The following is a 17,476-nucleotide window of genomic DNA, read 5'->3' as shown; positions in this document are numbered from 1 at the left end:
GCATGTTCAGGATCGAACGCCGGGATAACGCCGCCACCCGGACCTTCAAGCTGATGGAGCTCGTGTTCCACGCGACCGTCCGCAACATCCGCAAGGGTCAGAGCAGCGGCGGGATCGCGCTGTTCATGAACGTGCTGCAGACGCTGATCTTCATCGGCGCCTTCGCGCTGTTGCTGATCGTCGTGAAGCCCACCGCCATCCGCGGCGACTTCATCCTTTATATAATGACGGGCGTCTTTCTGTTCATGACCCACGTCAAGGCGATGGGGGCCGTCGTCGGCAGCGAGGGGCCAGCCTCGCCGATGATGAAGCATGCTCCGATGAACACGGCCATCGCCATCGCCGCCGCGGCGCTGTCGTCGCTTTACCTGCAGACGCTGTCGATGATCATCGTGCTTTGCGGCGTCCATGTCGCGTGGCATCCGATCGAGATCTCGGAACCCGGCGGCGCGGCGATGATGTTCCTGCTCGCCTGGTTCACCGGAGTCGCCATCGGGACGGTCCTGCTGGCGATCAAGCCGTGGGCGCCGAACTTCGTGCAGATCGCGAACACGATCTACAGCCGCCTCAACATGGTCGCGTCCGGCAAGATGTTCGTCGCGAACACGCTGCCGACGGCGGTGCTGCCGTTCTTCGACTGGAACCCGCTTTTCCACGCCATCGACCAGGCGCGCGGCTACACCTTCATCAACTACAACCCGCATTTCACGACCTGGACCTACCCGGTCATCTGCGGTCTGGCATTGCTGACGGTCGGGATGATGGGCGAGTTCTACACCCGGCGGCATACGTCGCTGTCCTGGTTCGCGGCGCGCTGATCGCGGGTCAGGTCACGACCCGCAGCGTCAGATTGATCCGGCCCGGCACGTCGAGCAGGTCCGACGTCCCGGCCTTGATCCGGTCGATCCCGTGATGCAGGCGCCGGGCCGCGCCGCCCATGACGATCACGTCGCCGGAGCGGAGCCAGACGCTCTCCGTCCGGCCGCCGCGCTCCTCGTTGCCGATCCGGAACAATGCGTCATCCCCGAGCGAGACCGAGACGACCGGCTGCGCCATGTCCGCCTCGTCGCTATCCTGATGCAGGCCCATCCGCGCGTCCGGCCCGTACCAGTTCACGAGACAGCTTTCCGGCGGCCGGGCCTCGGGCACGAGCTCGCGCCATAAAGCGACGACGCGCTCCGGTATGGGGGGCCAGCCGACGCCGGAGGGATGCACGGGCTCGTAGCGGTAGCCACGCCGGTCGGTGATCCACCCGAAGGCGCCGGCGCTCGTCATGCGGACGGACATCTCCGTGCCCCGCCGCGTGACCGGCACGAGAAACGGCGCGGCCCGCGCGATGGCGCGGACGTTCTCCACCAGCGCGCGCTGCGCGGCGCGGTCCAGAACGCGCTCGTAGAGCAGGAATCCTCGTATTTCCCTCGCGGCACGGTCGGCCAAATTTGTGCCCCCTCACGTTCTTGCGACCCCAAAACCCGCCCCCTATATACCCTCCGAACCGCGGGCCGGAACCTACCGGGGCACCGACCGCAACTCACCATGGGATGAGGACCGGAGTGCCTGACAGGGCTCTGGGACGAACCAATCGCCAAGAGAGGACCATTCGCAATGGCAAAAGTCATCGGTATCGACCTCGGGACCACGAACTCCTGCGTCGCGATCATGGACGGTGCGCAGCCCCGCGTGATCGAGAACGCCGAGGGCGCGCGCACGACGCCGTCGATCGTGGGCTACACCGAGTCCGAACGTCTTGTCGGCCAGCCTGCCAAGCGGCAGGCCGTCACGAACCCCGAGAACACCGTCTTCGGCGTGAAGCGCCTGATCGGCCGCCGCGCCAACGATGAGGATCTCGCCAAGGACAAGAAGAACCTGCCATACTCCGTGATCAACGGCGGCAACGGCGATGCTTGGGTCGAGGTGCGCGGCGAGAAGTATTCGCCGGCGCAGGTCTCTGCCCTGATCCTTCAGAAGATGAAGGAGACCGCCGAAAGCTATCTGGGCGAGGAAGTCACGCAGGCTGTCATCACGGTGCCCGCCTACTTCAACGACGCCCAGCGTCAGGCCACCAAGGATGCCGGCAAGATCGCCGGTCTGGAAGTGCTGCGCATCATCAACGAGCCGACGGCAGCCGCGTTGGCCTACGGGCTCGACAAGAAGGAATCCAAGACGATCGCCGTCTACGACCTCGGCGGGGGCACGTTCGACGTGACCATCCTCGAGATCGACGACGGCCTGTTCGAAGTGAAGTCGACCAACGGGGACACGTTCCTCGGCGGCGAAGACTTCGACATGCGGATCGTCAACTACCTCGCGGACGAGTTCAAGAAAGAGCACGGCACCGACCTGACGCAGGACAAGATGGCCCTTCAGCGCCTGAAGGAGGCGGCCGAAAAGGCCAAGATCGAGCTGTCCTCGTCCAGCCAGACCGAGATCAACCAGCCGTTCATCTCCATGGGTTCCAGCGGCCAGCCGTTGCACCTCGTGATGAAGCTGACGCGCGCCAAGCTGGAATCGCTGGTGGGCGATCTCATCAAGGCGTCGATCAAGCCGTGCCAGGCCGCGCTCAAGGATGCGGGCCTCACCAAGGACGGCATCGACGAGGTGGTTCTCGTCGGCGGCATGACCCGCATGCCCAAGGTCGTCGAGGAAGTGACCAAGTTCTTTGGCAAGGAGCCGCACAAGGGCGTGAACCCGGATGAGGTCGTGGCCCTCGGCGCCGCCATCCAGGCGGGCGTGCTGCAGGGCGACGTGAAGGACGTGGTCCTGCTCGACGTGACGCCGCTGTCGCTCGGCATCGAGACGCTGGGTGGCGTGTTCACCCGTTTGATCGACCGTAACACGACGATTCCGACGAAGAAGTCCCAGGTCTTCTCCACCGCCGAGGACAATCAGAACGCGGTGACGATCCGGGTCTTCCAGGGCGAGCGCGAAATGGCGGCCGACAACAAGATGCTCGGCCAGTTCAACCTCGAGGAGATCCCGCCGGCGCCCCGCGGCCTGCCGCAGATCGAGGTGACGTTCGACATCGACGCGAACGGCATCGTCTCGGTCAGCGCCAAGGACAAGGGCACCGGCAAGGAGCAGGCGATCACCATCCAGGCGTCCGGCGGTCTGACCGATGAGGACATCGAAAAGATGGTCAAGGATGCCGAGGCCAACGCCGACGCGGACAAGAAGCGCCGCAATCTGGTCGAGGCGCGGAACCAGGCCGAGAGCCTCATTCACGCGACCCGCAAGTCGGTCGAGGAGCATGGCGACAAGGTCGACCCGTCCACCGTCGAGGCGATCGAGCTCGCGGTCAGCGCACTCGAGGAATCGATGGACAGCGACGATCCCGAGAAGATCCGCTCCGGCATCCAGAACGTTACCGAGGCGTCGATGCGGCTGGGCGAAGCCATCTACAAGACGCAGGCCGCGTCCGAGGATGGTGACCCGACCGAGACGGCTGAACGACCGAAGGGTGACGACGACGAGATCCTCGACGCCGATTTCGAGGACCTCGACGACGATCAGAAGCGGGCCTGATTGCACGGGCCGATGAGGACGCAAGGCCGGCCCGTTCCACCGGGCCGGCCTTCTTATTGGAGAGTGTATCATGGCGAAACGTGACTACTACGAGACGCTGGGTGTCTCGAAGGGTGCCAGCGCCGACGAGATCAAGAAGGCCTATCGCACGAAGGCCAAGGAGCTGCATCCCGACCGCAACTCGGATAACCCGAACGCCGAAGCGCAGTTCAAGGAAGCGAACGAGGCCTACGACGTCCTGAAGGACGCGGAGAAGAAGGCGGCCTACGACCGGTTCGGCCATGCGGCCTTCGACGGCGGCATGGGCGGGCAGCGTCGTCCCGGCGGCCCCGGGGCCGGCCCGGGCCAGGGCGATTTCGCCTCGGCCTTCTCGGACGTCTTCGAGGATCTGTTCGGCGACTTCATGGGCGGCCAGCAGGGCCGCGGTGGCGGACGCGCGCGCGCGACCCGCGGCGCGGACCTGCGCTACAACATGCGTATCTCGCTGGAGGAGGCCTATTCCGGCCAGCAGAAGTCGATCAACGTGCCGACCGCGGTGAAATGCGGCAAGTGCAACGGCAAGGGCACGGAGGGGGCGAGCGAACCCGCAACCTGCCCGACCTGCTCCGGCATGGGCAAGGTCCGCGCGCAGCAGGGCTTCTTCACCGTGGAGCGCACCTGCCCGACCTGCTCCGGCGCAGGCCAGATCATCAAGAACCCCTGCAACGTCTGCCACGGCGTGGGTCGCGTCGAGAAGGAGCGTCAGCTGTCGGTCAATATCCCCGCCGGGGTCGAGACAGGCACGCGCATCCGTTTGTCGGGCGAGGGCGAAGCCGGACTGCGCGGGGGGCCGACAGGCGATCTCTATATTTTCATCGAGGTGGCCGATCACCCGATCTTCCAGCGCGACGAAGCGAACCTTTACTGCTCCGTGCCCGTGTCGATGACAGCGGCCGCGCTCGGCGGCGAGGTCGAGGTGCCGACCATCGATGGCGGCCGCTCCCGTGTGAAGGTGCCTGCCGGCTCGCAGACGGGTCGACAGATGCGGCTGCGCGGCAAGGGCATGCCTGCCCTGCGCGGCGGCGGCACCGGCGACATGATGATCGAGCTCGCAGTCGAGACGCCGGTCAACCTGACCTCCCGCCAGAAAGAGCTCCTGCGCGAGTTCGAACGGGTCGATGCGGACAACAACCCGCAGGGCGACAGCTTCTTCCGCAAGGTGAAGGGCTTTTGGGATGGAATGACCCAATGAGACGCCGTGCCGCGCCGGACTACATCGGCGCGGCGCTGGCGCAGACCATCGTCCTTCGGGCGTAGGGGCGCGCTGCCGTACGGAACCTGGCGGCGGGCTAAGACCAGCTTTATCCGCTCGTCGCCTTCCGCGACGGCGGAACGGCGCACCGAGGCGTTCGGGAGCCTCGACCGCATCGCCAATGTCGAGTCGGCCGTCCGAGACGGTCCTGTCACTGCGTGTCGGCGACGGCACCGATCGCGGCGTACCCAGCACCGACGACGATCTATGCGCGTGCCTATGGCGAACAGGTACTTGCCACGCTGTCGGAGCGGGACATGGTCATCGCGATCACGTCCGATCCGAACCGCCTTGCGCGGTCCGGCGGCTATGGCGGCAACCTAAGGTAACTCAAGGTCGAGATTGCCGCCACCTGATACTCAATCTCCGACGAAGAACCGCATCATTTCCGCGGTAGCGTCCGGCCCTGCGGGGTCGGCATAGCTTCCGGCGGCGTCGCCGCCCGACCAGGCATGGCCGAGCTCCGCGATCTCCCACAGCTCGGACGGATGCGGCTGGCCCGGAATCGTCACCGTCGCGATGCTGACTTGTCGCCCCCCGATCCGTTCCCGCCGAAGGGGCGCGTCCGATGGAAGTTCGCCTCCGGGCAGAAGCGCTGCGGCATTGGCGAAGGCGACGGTGCGGTCCGCTGTGCCATGGAACACGATCGCCGGAACGGCCAGCGCGGTGCCGGCGCGGCCACCCGACCCCATCGCCGCGAAGGCCGAGGGGACGTCCTGCGCTGATCCGGCAGGCAATCCGGAATGAATGCCGATCGACGTGAAGACCTCCGGATACTGCGCACCAAGGATCGCCGCCATCGCCCCGCCGGCCGACAGGCCCGCAGCGTGAACCGTCCGTCGGCCGCCGATCTCGTCGAGCACTTGCGCGACGATCTCGACGATCCGGGCCGCCTCGCCCGAACGCCCCTGATGCGCGGGCTCGAACCAGTTCCAGCAGCGGTTCATGTTGGCGCGGTTCGACTGCTCAGGCCAGATGACATGTGCGCCCGCAACCTCGGCAGCGGCTTGCATCCCAGTGCCGGCCGCGAAATCCTCAGGTGTCTGGGTGCAGCCATGCAGCATCACGATAAGCGGCGCACCGGCCTTCGGCGCGGAGGGCACGAAGAGTCGATAGGCCAGGTCGCCCTGACGGGCGAGCCATTGCGATCCGGCGGGAAGCGGCGGTTCCGTCGCGGGGCGGCGGGGCTTTCCTGTCCAAGCCTCGCGCTTCGGCCGGACGGACTTACCGCGCGCCTTCATCCGCGTCGCAGTGCCCGATTCCGGCAGGATACCCGACGGGGGCGTGACGTCCTTCATCGGACCCGTTTCCGGGGAGGCCGTCGCATTGTCGGAAAGCCGGCGCTGGATCGAGGCGGTCGCCTCGTTCAGTCGGCCTTCGCGCACCATGTTCAGAATTTCGGACATATCGGCCATGCGGAAGTCTCCTGTCGGACCCGCCGGGGTGGAGAGCCTGATCCCAATCTTATGCTGCACCGCAGCGAAAACAAGTGCAGTTGCAGCAAATCAGAGCGCCGGTACGATGGCGTCGGCCGTTTGCTTTTACCCTGCCGCGGTGATTGCTATGCCCTCCGAACGTCGAAGCGCGGGAGGGGTCATGAATACCAGCGTCACGCCCATGATGGCCCAGTATCTCGACATCAAGGCAGAGGCGCCGGATGCACTCCTGTTCTACCGGATGGGCGATTTCTACGAGCTGTTCTTCGAAGACGCGGTCGCGGCTGCTGCCGCGCTCGACATCGCGCTGACGAAGCGTGGCAAGCATCTGGGCGAAGATATCGCCATGTGCGGCGTGCCGGTCCATTCCGCCGAAAACTATCTGATGACGCTAATCCGCAAGGGCTTCCGGGTGGCCGTGGCCGAGCAACTGGAAAGTCCCGATGCCGCAAGAAGGCGCGGCTCGAAGGCTGTGGTCGAGCGCGGCATCGTACGGCTCGTGACCCCGGGCACGTTAACCGAGGATACGCTTCTCGACGCACGAACGCACAACTATCTTGCCGCATGGACCGAAGTACGGAGCGAAGGGGCGCTGGCCTGGGCAGACATCTCGACGGGCGCCTTCCGGGTCGCGGCGTGCCCCCGCGTGCGGCTCGGACCGGAACTGACGCGGCTGGGCGTACGGGAGATCGTCCTGGCCGAGGACTCACCCGTAGCCGCAGTTGCGGAGGAACTCGGGACCGCCGTCACCCCGCTCGGTCGCAGCGCATTCGATTCCGGCTCTGCGGAGGGACGGCTTACCGGCTTGTTCGACGTCGGCTCGCTGGAGGCGTTCGGCACCTTTTCCCGCGCCGAGCTTGGCGCGATGGGGGCCCTCGTCGAATACGTGGAGATCACGCAGCGGGGCAAGCTACCGTTCCTGCGGCCGCCCCGACGGGAAGCGGCGGATCGGCTGATGACGATCGATGCGGCCACGCGGCGCAATCTGGAGCTCGTCCGGGGCATGTCGGGCGGGCGCGAGGGTTCGCTCCTCTGGGCCATCGACCGCACCGTGACGGCGGGGGGCGGCCGCTTGCTCGAGCGGCGCGTGGCGGCCCCTTCCACCGAGCTGGGAACGATCCGGGATCGGCTCGACGCCTTGGACTGGGCGGTAGAGAACGCGCCCCTGGCCGAGGCGATCCGCGCAGAGCTTCGCCGTGTCCCCGACATGGATCGCGCGTTGTCGCGGCTGTCGCTGAACCGGGGCGGCCCGCGCGACGCGGCGGCGATCCGGGGCGGTCTGGCGGCAGCAGAGGCGCTGTTCGAAAAGCTGACGGATACCGATTTGCCGCTCGACGTCAGCGGGTTGGTCGGTGTGGAAGAGTTGCTTGCCCTGCTTGACGGCGCGCTGGTGGCCGAACCGCCGATGCTGCTTCGCGACGGTGGCGTGATCGCGCAGGGTTTCGACGGGGAGCTCGACGAGGCGCGCCGCCTGCGCGACGAGGGTCGCGGCGTGATCGCGGGGATGCAGGCGGAGTTCGCCGGCGCGACGGGGATCACCTCGCTCAAGATCAAGCACAACAACGTGCTGGGCTACTTCATCGAGACGACGGCGACCCACGCGGGGAAGATGCACGCCGACGACCGTTTCATCCACCGCCAGACTACAGCCAATCAGGTGCGCTTCACGACCGTCGAGCTGTCGGAGCTGGAAACGCGCATCCTGAACGCCCGTGGCCTCTCGCAGGAGATCGAGGAACGCATTTTCGCCCGCCTGCGCGACGCGATCCTCATGGCCTCCGACGAGATTTGCGCCGCCGCCCGTGCTTTGGCGGAACTCGACGTGACGACCGCGCTGGCCGACCTCGCGCGGCAGGAAAACTGGACCCGACCCCGCGTCGACGACAGCCGCGCTTTCGAGATCGAGGGCGGGCGCCATCCCGTGGTCGAGCGGGCGCTGAAGCGCGAGGGCGCGCCCTTCGTTGCCAACGACACGCGGCTTTCGGCCGGGGCCGGCGCGGCGATCCGGCTGCTGACCGGGCCGAACATGGCGGGAAAGTCGACCTGGCTTCGTCAGAACGCCCTGATCGCGGTGCTGTCGCAGATGGGGGCCTTCGTGCCCGCCGACGCGGCGCATGTCGGCCTCGTCAGCCAGCTCTTCTCCCGCGTGGGGGCCTCCGACGATCTCGCACGGGGGCGGTCGACCTTCATGGTCGAGATGGTCGAGACGGCGGCGATCCTCAATCAGGCGGACGACCGCGCGCTGGTTATCCTCGACGAAATCGGGCGTGGTACGGCGACCTATGACGGCCTTTCCATCGCCTGGGCGACGCTCGAGCATCTGCACGACGTCAATCGCTGCCGCGCGCTCTTTGCCACGCATTACCACGAGATGACGGCACTGGCCGGCAAGCTCGACGGGGTGGAGAACGCGACTGTCGCCGTACGCGAATGGGAGGGGGACGTAATCTTCCTCCATGAGGTCCGCGAGGGCGCTGCCGACCGGTCCTACGGGGTGCAGGTCGGGCGGCTCGCCGGTCTGCCCGAGGCGGTGGTCGCGCGGGCCCGGAACGTGCTGCAGGCGCTTGAGGAAGGAGAGCGGGCGGGAGGCGGGAAACCGAAAGCGCTGATCGACGACCTGCCGCTCTTCAGCGCGATCCCAGCCACGGCCCCGGCGCCCATGTCCGAAACGCAAAGCGCAGCCGAGGCACGGCTGCGCGAGGTCTTCCCGGACGAGCTCACCCCGAAGGATGCGCTCGCGCTGGTCTATGAGTTGAAGGCCCTAGCCGGCGGCGGGAGTGCTTGAAACGCCGACCTGAGCGGGCCGCAACAGCCGGTCGTGAAGCTTGAAGCCCTCGGCCGCGACCTGGATGACGTCGCCGGCCTTGGTATCCGGCACCGGCGCCTCGAACATTGCCTGATGGACCTGCGGGTCGAAACGATCGCCGATCGCCGGCGATACGAGCGTGACGCCGTGCTTCTCCAGCACGTTCAGAAGCTCCTTCAGGGTCAGCTGGATGCCCTCGATGACCGCGTCGTTCGCTTCCCCCGCCGCATCGAGCGCGCGGCGCAGGTTGTCATAGACGGATAGCATGTCGCGCGTGAGCTTGGTTCCGGCATATTGCTCGGCCTCCACCCGATCCCGCTGGGCGCGCTTGCGAATGTTCTCCGTCTCGGCGAGCGCGCGCATCAAACGGTCCTTCAGCTCGTCCCGCTCCGTCACGATGGCCTCGAAGCTCGCACGGGCGCGGTCCGGGCCGGCGTCCGGATCCTCGTCGATCGCGGCGTCGAGGTCGAACTCCTCGTCCATCGTCTCGGGGTCGTCGAGGAAGGGGTTTTCCTTCGGCTCTGCCATGCTCGTCCTCTATCTTCCGGGGCCGGACAGCATCCGTCCGACCAGTTGAGCGGTGTAGTCAACGATCGGAACGATCCGACCGTAATTCAGACGGGTCGGGCCGATCACGCCGACCGCGCCCACGATTTTGCGATCCGCGTTCATATAGGGGGAAACCACCAGAGATGAACCGGAAAGTGAGAAAAGCTTGTTCTCCGAGCCGATGAAGATCCGGACCCCCTCGCCCGATTCGGTCAGCTTCAGGAACTCGGTGATGTCACGCTTGCGCTCCAGGTCGTCGAACAGACTGCGGATGCGTTCGAGCTGTCCGGCATCGGCCCCCTCACCCAACAGATGCGCCCGCCCGCGCACGATCAGCCGCTCCGTCCAGTCGCCCTCGTTCTCCCAGGCAGCGAGCCCCTTGGAGATCAGATCGTGAGCGAGCTGATCGATCTCCTGCCGGCGCGCGGCTACCTCGCCGGCCATCACCTCGCGCAGATCGGAGATCGTGCGGCCGTCCATCAGCGCGTTGAGCAGGTTTGCCGCCTCCCGCATCGAACTCGGCGTCTGGCCGGGCGGCGGGACGAAGACCCGGTTCTCGACAGTGCCGTCCGCGAAGACGAGCACGACCAGGGCCCGGTCCGCAGCGAGCGAGACGAACTCGATATGCTTGATCGGCGCCTCGCGCTTGGGCGCCAGCACGAGCGAGGCGCCCTGCGTGATGCCCGACAGCGCGCTGCCCACGCGGTCCATCATCGCGGTGACGTCATCCTCCGACGCGCCGACGCTCGCCTCGATGCGCTTCCGGTCCTCGTCGCCGAGCTTGGCCTCGAGCAGGCCGTCCACGAACATGCGGAGTCCCGCCTGCGTCGGGATGCGTCCGGCGCTGACATGCGGCGCCTCCAGCAGCCCATGGAACTCCAGATCCTGCATCACGTTGCGGATCGTGGCGGCCGAAACCTTTTCCGACATGCTGCGCGTCAGGGTGCGGCTTCCCACAGGGTCGCCCGTGCCGAGATAGCCCTCCACCACGCGGCGGAAGACCTCACGGGAACGATCGTTCATCTCGGCAAGGATTTCGGCGTAGTCGGGCATCGGCACTCGGTTCGGGGCGTAACGGATGTAAGAACCGCAACCGGGGCGGTCAATCGCGGGGTTGCACCATAGCATGTGGAAAGGCATGTGATCCCGATAGAAAAGCGGATGCGAGCAGGAGAGAACAAATGCGACCTTCGGGCCGAGACCTCGACCAGATGCGCGGTATCTCCATCGAGATCGACGTGACCCGCCATGCCGAAGGCTCCTGCATGATCCGCTGCGGCGACACGCATGTGCTTTGCACGGCGTCGCTCGAGGAACGGGTGCCGCCGTTCCTGCGCAATTCCGGGCAGGGTTGGGTGACGGCCGAATACGGGATGCTGCCCCGCGCGACGAACACGCGGATGCGCAGGGAAGCGGCCGCCGGCAAGCAATCCGGCCGCACGCAGGAGATTCAGCGTCTGATCGGGCGGTCCCTGCGGGCCGGTGTGGACCGCAACGCCATGGGCGAGCGGCAGATCACCGTCGATTGCGACGTCATCCAGGCCGACGGGGGCACGCGCTGTGCCTCGATCACCGGGGGCTGGGTCGCACTTCGGCTCGCGGTGAACAGGCTGATGAAGTCAGGCGACATCGTCACCGATCCGCTGACCGATCACGTTGCCGCCGTAAGCTGCGGCATCTATGCGGGTCAACCCGTACTCGACCTCGACTATCCGGAAGACAGCGAGGCGGGAACGGACGGAAATTTCGTGATGACCGGGGCCGGGCGGCTCATCGAGTTGCAGGCAAGCGCCGAGGGTTCGACCTTTTCGCAGGACCAGTTCCTCGAGCTCATGGCGCTGGCGCAAAAGGGCGTGGACGAGCTCGTCGCGGCACAGAAGGCCGCCGTGGCGTGAGACGGTTCGAGGGCAAGGAGTTGCTGATCGCGACGCACAATCGCGGCAAGCTCGAGGAATTCCAATCTCTGCTTGCGCCCTACGGCATCACCTGCCATTCGAACGCCGATTACGATTTGCCGGAGCCCGAGGAGACCGAGAATAGCTTCGTCGGCAACGCCCGTATCAAGGCGCGCGCGGCCGTGACGGCGACGGATCTCCCTGCTCTCGCCGACGATTCCGGTCTGGAGATCGACGCTCTCGACGGCGCGCCTGGCGTCCATACCGCTGATTGGGCGGAGACGCCCTCCGGACGAGACTTCCGCATCGCCATGACGCGGGCCTGGAACGAACTCGAAGCGCGCCGTGCGCCCGAGCCGCGCACCGCCCGGTTTCACGCGACCCTGTTGCTGCTATGGCCCGACGGGCACGAGGAAGTGTTCGAGGGCAACGTGCCTGGCCGGATCGTTTGGCCGATGCGCGGCGTGGCGGGACACGGCTACGACCCGATCTTCATGCCGGACGGCCACGACATCACGTTCGGCGAAATGCCGATCGAGACGAAGAACGTGTTGAGCCATCGCGCCGTTGCCTTGCGCAGGATGCAAGCCTGTTTCGGGACAGACGCCTCGGGATAGCACCGCGGACACGTTCGGGGCGATCCCTTGCGTGCTCCTGATCCGTTGTTATCTGGGCCGTATCCCGGTGATCGGAGTTCCATCATGGAAAACTGGCAACGCGGCGGGTTCGGCCTTTACGTCCATTGGCCGTTCTGCGCCGCGAAGTGCCCCTATTGCGATTTCAATTCGCATGTCGTGTCCGAGGTGGACCACGCCTGCTGGCGGGACGCGCTTCTGCGGGATCTATCTGCCTGGATCGAGCGCACGCCGGGGCGCATCCTCGGATCCATTTTCTTCGGCGGCGGCACGCCGTCCCTCATGGCCCCGGAAACCGTCAGTGCCGTGGTCATGGCCGCTCGGAAAGGATGGCTCCCTGCGAACGATCTCGAAGTGACGCTCGAGGCGAACCCGACATCCGTCGAGGCTGGTCGATTCGCCGAGTTCGTCGACGCCGGCGTGAACCGGTTTTCGGTTGGTTTACAAGCATTGAACGACGGGGATTTGCGGCGATTGGGGCGTCTCCACACCTCTGCGGAGGGTCGAAGGGCATTCGACATAGCGCAGACGCTGACCGAACGTGTCTCGTTCGATCTCATCTATGCCCGACAGGATCAGGCCGTCGTAGAGTGGGAGCGGGAACTTTCCCTCGCATTGTCTTTTGCCGGCGAACACCTATCGCTCTACCAACTTACCATCGAGGACGGGACGGCCTTCGGAGCCCGGCGCGCCCAGGGGCGCCTGCATGGATTACCGGATGAGGATCGCGCCGTCGATCTCTGGACTGTCACGCAGGACCTCACGAGCGCAGCCGGCCTGCGTCGGTACGAGACGTCGAACCATGCGCGGCCCGGTAGGGAGGCGCGGCATAATCTCGTTTACTGGCGCGGCGGCGACTGGGTCGGAATCGGGCCCGGGGCACACGGACGATTGACGCTACCCGACTGCCGGTTCGCGACAGAAGCCTTGCGGATGCCGCAAGCGTGGCTTGACGCGTCCACCTCCCCGCTCGCGACGACACGGCAGCAGCGACTTTCTCCTACGGACAGGGCTGAGGAATATCTGCTAATGAGCCTACGAATGGCCGAGGGCACGGATCTTTCGCATTTCACGGCGCTCGACGGTTACTTGAACGAGCGTCATCTTTCGGAATTGATGGCTGACGGTTTTCTCTCTGTCGAAGGGAACTTCCTCAGGACGACGGAGTCGGGCGCCTTGCTCTTGGATACCATTCTGTCGCGGCTCGTATCAGACTGACACCTTCGTAAGTTGCGAACAGAGCCGGTCGAGATCTTCTAGAGATTTGTAGCGGATCGTCACAATACCTGCCTGCGTGCCCGCATCGTGACGGATATCGACGGAAAGCCCGAGTGCCGCCGTGATGTCTCCCTCAAGCGCCCGCGTGTCAGCATTTTTTTCCGAAGCTTGGGTTGGCCTCGTAGGTTTAAGAGCAGTACCGGATGTCTGCGATTTCACCAGCCGTTCCGTTTCACGTACGGAAAGGCCCTTCGCAATAACTTGCCTTGCCAGACCTTCCGGGTCTTCGACCCCGATCAAGGCGCGCGCGTGCCCTGCCGACAATGCGCCATCTCTGAGATGGTCCTGAACGACATCCGGCAACTTCAGGAGGCGCATGACGTTAGCGATGTGGCTACGAGACTTTCCAAGGACGCTTGCCAGCTGTTCCTGGGTATGGCCAAAGCGTTCCATGAGCTGCCTGAACCCGTGCGCCTCTTCCATCGCATTTAGGTCTGCTCGCTGAATGTTCTCGACGATGGCAATTTCCAGAACCTCGGTATCGTCTAATGCCCGAACAATGACGGGCAACTCATGCAGACCGGCGCGTTGGGCAGCACGCCACCGCCGTTCGCCCGCGACGATCTGGTAGCATGCCGGTCGAGTCGGATCCGGCCGCACGATAAGGGGTTGTAAGACACCCTTCTGCGCAATCGAAGACGCAAGATCCGATAGATCTTCTTCTCTGAACGAGCGCCTCGGTTGTTCCGGGTTTGGATGGATCGCTTCGATTGGAATTGATCGATCTGGGTTCGACTCGCGTGTCTCGGACATCTCCGTCGCCGTTACGCCTACATCGGCCATCAATGCGGAAAGGCCGCGCCGCATCGGACGCTTTTGTGCGCTTTCAGACATGCGTCGTCTCCTTTACTCGGTTGCGCTGCAAAAATTCTCCGGCCAGCGTTCGATAAGCGATCGCTCCACGCGATGTTGGATCATAGTTCAAGACCGGCATCGCGTAGCTTGGTGCTTCGCTTAACCTAACGTTACGTGGGATCTTCGTCTCGAGTACCAGTTCTCCCAAGTTCTGTCTGGCATCGTCTTCGACCTGCTGACAGAGATTATTCCGGCGATCAAACATCGTAAGCAAGACGCCTTCGATCCTGAGATCCGGATTCGCCGAACTGCGAACCTCGCGGGCGGTTAGGAGAAGCTGCGATAGACCTTCCAGAGCGAAGAATTCGGCTTGTAGCGGGACCAAAATTGTATCCGAAGCAACAAAAGCGTTTATAGTCAACAGGTTAAGTGAAGGGGGGCAGTCAATGAAGACATATTCGAAGGATGTTTCCCGGTCGCGCAACGCAGTTCTGAGATGACCGACGCGTCGGCTACTCGACATTAACTCGCTGTCAGCAGAACTTAGATCCATCGTTGCCGGAATAATATTTAGACCGTCGATTTCGGTACTTTGTGACGCAATATTTGCAGAAACGTCACTTAACAGCAAATCGTAGGTGCTTAGATCCCGTGTATCCCGACTCACCCCTAGTCCAGTCGACGCGTTTCCCTGCGGATCAAGGTCAACGATCAGGGTACGGTGACCGCGCATTGCGAGTGCCGCCCCAAGGTTGATCGCCGTCGTCGTTTTCCCAACACCGCCTTTTTGGTTGGCGACAGCAACAACCTTAGCTTGCATTTTGCTTCTGCCTTACATTTGTCAATCGAAGTATAGGCACTTCCGCCGTTGGACTCGGGAGCATTTCTAGCGCAAATTCCCAACCTTGGCGAGCGGTACCTACCTCTTCAGCCCAGTTTCTTCCCTTAAAAAAAAGGAACTCGGTACGTTCCGTTCTAATTTCTCCGGTCATTTCGAGGAGCTTCCAGAGCGGGGCGAGCGCACGAGCGCTTATCGTTCCAGCGTTATCCACGCTTAGATTTTCAACACGGTCATTAATTACGGCAAAATCGATCCCCAATTCCCTACGAACATTCCTGAGGAACGCACACTTTCGTCCATCGGATTCCACGAGAGAAACACTACGCGTTTTACCCAGGATGACTGCGACTATGACGCCCGGAATGCCACCGCCTGATCCGATGTCGTACCATGAACGCTTCGTTTTCGACGCCCTTATGACATTGAGTCCGTCGACTATATGCCTGTCCCAGATCTTGTCAGTTGTCCCGGATCCGATAAGATTGATATGCTTGTTCCAGCGTTCTAGAAGCTTGGTATAGAGAATCAGCTTCTCTGTTGTTTCACGTGAAACGTTCCTGTCATTAAAATCAGGCAGCACGGTACGCGGCTTTCCTGACTACCGAGAGAATCAGTAAAAGGGCAGCAGGCGTCATACCCTCGATTCTTGAAGCCTGATCAAGATTTCGTGGTTGCACGAGCTCCAGCTTTTTCTTCAACTCGTTAGAGAGCCCGGCGACATTATTAAACGAGATCCTAGAGGAAATCTCAACCTTCTCATTCTCTCTCAGTTTCTCAACATCTCGAATCTGGCGCTTGATATAGGGGCCGTACCGGACATCCGCCTCAACTTCACGCCGAATGCCGATTGCCAGATGGCGCACCGCAGGAGAATTTCTATTATCATCTTCTACTCGCCGACTGAGAGATCGTGCGTTCGATGTAACAGCTCCAGAAGCCGTTTCGTAGTGATCCGCGGATAATTTTTCTTGAAGAAACTCGTTTTTAGAGGTGTCAGCGCGATAAGCCGCTAATACCTCCTGCCTTCTATAGAAGGCCAATCGTCTTTCTCTGGAGACGCAGCCTATTTCTATCCCTAACAAAGTAAGACGAGTATCCGCGTTGTCCGCTCTCAACGAGAGCCTGAACTCTGCTCGAGACGTGAACATTCTGTATGGCTCAGTGACGCCGCGTGTAGTAAGATCGTCTAAGAGGACGCCGATATACGAAGTCGTTCGCGAAAATAGAACCGGTTCTTCCCCCCTCACGTACTTCGCGGCGTTTAGACCTGCTACCAATCCCTGAGCTGCTGCTTCTTCATATCCCGTCGTACCATTGATCTGACCCGCGAAATATAGTCCTGCCGCACCGGGAACCGCTAGCGTGTTATCGAGCGATCGGGGGTCAATGTAACTATACTCGATCGCATATCCTGGTTGAATTATCTGCGCATTCTCCAAGCCGACGATCGTACGTATATAAGCTTCTTGAACATCATCTGGGAGCGATGTGGAAACTCCGTTTGGGTACACCCAATCGCTCTCCAATCCCTCCGGTTCGAGAAAGATTTGATGGGAGTCTTTATCCGCAAAACGCGTCACTTTATCTTCGATCGAAGGACAGTATCGTGGACCTACACCGTCGATAGCGCCTCCGAAGAGAGCCGATGACGCGAGATTCTCCCTGATGATGTCATGGGTGCGTGTGTTGGTATGCGTTATGTGACAAGGAACCTGCCGCATAACCGGCTTGTTACCCTCAAACGAAAACAAAAACGGCTGATCGTCACCTGGTTGCGACTCAAGCTCGTCATAATGGATCGTGTGCTTATTAAGACGCGGGGGCGTCCCGGTTTTTAATCGGCCGACCCGGAGACCTAGGTCAGATACACTCTGGGCCAATCGCGTTGAGGCAGCCGCGCCCGCCCGGCCGCCCTCGATGACGCGTTTGCCGATATGTATCTTTCCCCCCAGAAACGTTCCCGTGGTAATTATAACCGCCGGTGCACGGATCGTTGAATCGTCGTTGAGTGTTACTCCGCGGATTGTGTGGCTTAGGAAGTCTAGTCCAGTTACCTCGCCCTCAATCACCGTTATGTCCGGGCAATTCTCCGTCATCCGTTGAATCACCCGCGCATACTCTGCGCGATCAGTTTGGGCTCGGGGTCCCTGCACGGCTGGTCCCTTCCGCCTGTTCAAAAGGCGAAATTGGATGCCGGACCGATCAGCGGCCTTTCCCATCACACCATCTAACGCGTCGATCTCGCGAACGAGATGCCCTTTACCAAGCCCGCCGATAGCAGGATTGCAGGACATAGCGCCAAGGTCCCCTTTTCGAAACGTCACAATACCCACACGAGCACCCATCCGGGCCGCGGCGTGTGCGGCCTCACAGCCCGCGTGCCCGCCGCCAACCACGACAACATCGTAATCCGATTGTTTCACGTGAA

15 protein-coding genes are annotated in these 17,476 nt (G+C 63.0%); 7 read left to right on the top strand and 8 right to left on the bottom strand.

From position 1 onward, the window contains the following. Positions 1-2: 2 nt before the first annotated feature. A complete protein-coding gene (locus tag Q1B08_RS09615; protein ID WP_299817541.1) occupies positions 3-818 on the top strand; it encodes an ABC transporter permease in 816 nt (271 codons plus the stop codon). A 7-nt stretch (positions 819-825) separates the two neighbouring features. Here Q1B08_RS09615 and Q1B08_RS09610 read toward each other — a convergent pair whose 3' ends face one another. After that, on the bottom strand, positions 826-1,437 hold the full coding sequence (locus Q1B08_RS09610; RefSeq protein WP_299817539.1) for an alpha-ketoglutarate-dependent dioxygenase AlkB: 612 nt from the start codon (positions 1,435-1,437) through the stop codon (positions 826-828). A gap of 168 nt (positions 1,438-1,605) precedes the next feature. On the opposite strand from Q1B08_RS09610, the gene dnaK reads away from it, so the two are divergent. Both dnaK and dnaJ read left to right on the top strand, forming a co-directional pair. Then, complete coding sequence (dnaK, locus tag Q1B08_RS09605) at positions 1,606-3,522, top strand: molecular chaperone DnaK (protein ID WP_299817537.1); 1,917 nt, start codon at positions 1,606-1,608, stop codon at positions 3,520-3,522. A gap of 70 nt (positions 3,523-3,592) precedes the next feature. Then, complete coding sequence (gene dnaJ / locus Q1B08_RS09600; RefSeq protein WP_299817535.1) at positions 3,593-4,753, top strand: molecular chaperone DnaJ; 1,161 nt, start codon at positions 3,593-3,595, stop codon at positions 4,751-4,753. A 419-nt stretch (positions 4,754-5,172) separates the two neighbouring features. On the opposite strand, the gene Q1B08_RS09595 is transcribed toward dnaJ, so the two are convergent. Then, positions 5,173-6,228 (bottom strand): PHB depolymerase family esterase, encoded by a 1,056-nt coding sequence (locus tag Q1B08_RS09595; protein WP_299817533.1) that lies wholly within the window; start codon positions 6,226-6,228, stop codon positions 5,173-5,175. 181 nt (positions 6,229-6,409) lie between these two features. Between Q1B08_RS09595 and mutS the strand changes: the two genes are divergently transcribed. Further along, positions 6,410-9,034, top strand: a complete 2,625-nt coding sequence (mutS, locus tag Q1B08_RS09590) for a DNA mismatch repair protein MutS (protein ID WP_299817531.1) — start codon at positions 6,410-6,412, stop codon at positions 9,032-9,034. Here mutS and Q1B08_RS09585 read toward each other — a convergent pair. Together Q1B08_RS09585 and hrcA are read right to left on the bottom strand one after the other, a co-directional pair. Beyond that, positions 9,011-9,583 carry a nucleotide exchange factor GrpE gene (locus tag Q1B08_RS09585; protein WP_299817529.1) on the bottom strand — a complete coding sequence of 191 codons (573 nt, stop codon included), beginning with the start codon at positions 9,581-9,583 and terminating at the stop codon, positions 9,011-9,013. The genes mutS and Q1B08_RS09585 overlap by 24 nt on opposite strands. A 9-nt stretch (positions 9,584-9,592) precedes the next feature. Beyond that, positions 9,593-10,657 carry a heat-inducible transcriptional repressor HrcA gene (gene hrcA, locus Q1B08_RS09580; RefSeq protein WP_299817527.1) on the bottom strand — a complete coding sequence of 355 codons (1,065 nt, stop codon included), beginning with the start codon at positions 10,655-10,657 and terminating at the stop codon, positions 9,593-9,595. 128 nt (positions 10,658-10,785) lie between these two features. On the opposite strand from hrcA, the gene rph reads away from it, so the two are divergent. The 3 genes from rph to hemW all read left to right on the top strand — a co-directional run bounded on the left by rph (position 10,786) and on the right by hemW (position 13,352). Next, positions 10,786-11,499, top strand: coding sequence for a ribonuclease PH (gene rph, locus Q1B08_RS09575; RefSeq protein ID WP_299817525.1), 714 nt, complete (start codon positions 10,786-10,788; stop codon positions 11,497-11,499). Then, positions 11,496-12,116 (top strand): non-canonical purine NTP pyrophosphatase, encoded by a 621-nt coding sequence (locus Q1B08_RS09570; RefSeq protein ID WP_299817523.1) that lies wholly within the window; start codon positions 11,496-11,498, stop codon positions 12,114-12,116. Before rph ends, Q1B08_RS09570 begins: the two co-directional genes overlap by 4 nt. A gap of 84 nt (positions 12,117-12,200) precedes the next feature. Then, positions 12,201-13,352 (top strand): radical SAM family heme chaperone HemW, encoded by a 1,152-nt coding sequence (gene hemW, locus Q1B08_RS09565; protein WP_299817522.1) that lies wholly within the window; start codon positions 12,201-12,203, stop codon positions 13,350-13,352. Here hemW and Q1B08_RS09560 read toward each other — a convergent pair. From Q1B08_RS09560 to mnmG, 4 genes are read right to left on the bottom strand one after another with little or no spacing between them, the layout of a single operon-like run. Continuing rightward, a complete protein-coding gene (locus Q1B08_RS09560) occupies positions 13,344-14,246 on the bottom strand; it encodes a ParB/RepB/Spo0J family partition protein (protein WP_299817521.1) in 903 nt (300 codons plus the stop codon). The genes hemW and Q1B08_RS09560 overlap by 9 nt on opposite strands. Then, entirely contained in the window at positions 14,239-15,027 is a 789-nt protein-coding gene (locus tag Q1B08_RS09555; RefSeq protein ID WP_299817520.1) for a ParA family protein, read from the bottom strand. Before Q1B08_RS09555 ends, Q1B08_RS09560 begins: the two co-directional genes overlap by 8 nt. Beyond that, entirely contained in the window at positions 15,017-15,628 is a 612-nt protein-coding gene (gene rsmG / locus Q1B08_RS09550) for a 16S rRNA (guanine(527)-N(7))-methyltransferase RsmG (protein ID WP_299817519.1), read from the bottom strand. The genes Q1B08_RS09555 and rsmG overlap by 11 nt, the downstream gene beginning before the upstream one ends. Further along, positions 15,618-17,471 (bottom strand): tRNA uridine-5-carboxymethylaminomethyl(34) synthesis enzyme MnmG, encoded by a 1,854-nt coding sequence (mnmG, locus tag Q1B08_RS09545; RefSeq protein WP_299817518.1) that lies wholly within the window; start codon positions 17,469-17,471, stop codon positions 15,618-15,620. The genes rsmG and mnmG overlap by 11 nt, the downstream gene beginning before the upstream one ends. Positions 17,472-17,476: the final 5 nt, after the last annotated feature.

This window comes from uncultured Jannaschia sp., assembly GCF_947494025.1.
GTDB lineage: Bacteria > Pseudomonadota > Alphaproteobacteria > Rhodobacterales > Rhodobacteraceae > Jannaschia.
The sequence above is the reverse complement of the archived record's forward strand: the minus strand, read 5'-3'. Positions and strand labels throughout refer to the sequence as shown.

Coding starts and splice junctions, on each gene's coding strand:
- Q1B08_RS09595 (WP_299817533.1), bottom strand. CDS start 6,228: ATGGCCGATATGTCCGAAATTCTGAACATGGTGCGCGAAGGCCGACTG.
- Q1B08_RS09555 (WP_299817520.1), bottom strand. CDS start 15,027: ATGCAAGCTAAGGTTGTTGCTGTCGCCAACCAAAAAGGCGGTGTTGGG.
- Q1B08_RS09585 (WP_299817529.1), bottom strand. CDS start 9,583: ATGGCAGAGCCGAAGGAAAACCCCTTCCTCGACGACCCCGAGACGATG.
- dnaJ (WP_299817535.1), top strand. CDS start 3,593: ATGGCGAAACGTGACTACTACGAGACGCTGGGTGTCTCGAAGGGTGCC.
- Q1B08_RS09560 (WP_299817521.1), bottom strand. CDS start 14,246: ATGTCTGAAAGCGCACAAAAGCGTCCGATGCGGCGCGGCCTTTCCGCA.
- hrcA (WP_299817527.1), bottom strand. CDS start 10,657: ATGCCCGACTACGCCGAAATCCTTGCCGAGATGAACGATCGTTCCCGT.
- hemW (WP_299817522.1), top strand. CDS start 12,201: ATGGAAAACTGGCAACGCGGCGGGTTCGGCCTTTACGTCCATTGGCCG.
- dnaK (WP_299817537.1), top strand. CDS start 1,606: ATGGCAAAAGTCATCGGTATCGACCTCGGGACCACGAACTCCTGCGTC.
- Q1B08_RS09615 (WP_299817541.1), top strand. CDS start 3: ATGTTCAGGATCGAACGCCGGGATAACGCCGCCACCCGGACCTTCAAG.
- rph (WP_299817525.1), top strand. CDS start 10,786: ATGCGACCTTCGGGCCGAGACCTCGACCAGATGCGCGGTATCTCCATC.
- mutS (WP_299817531.1), top strand. CDS start 6,410: ATGAATACCAGCGTCACGCCCATGATGGCCCAGTATCTCGACATCAAG.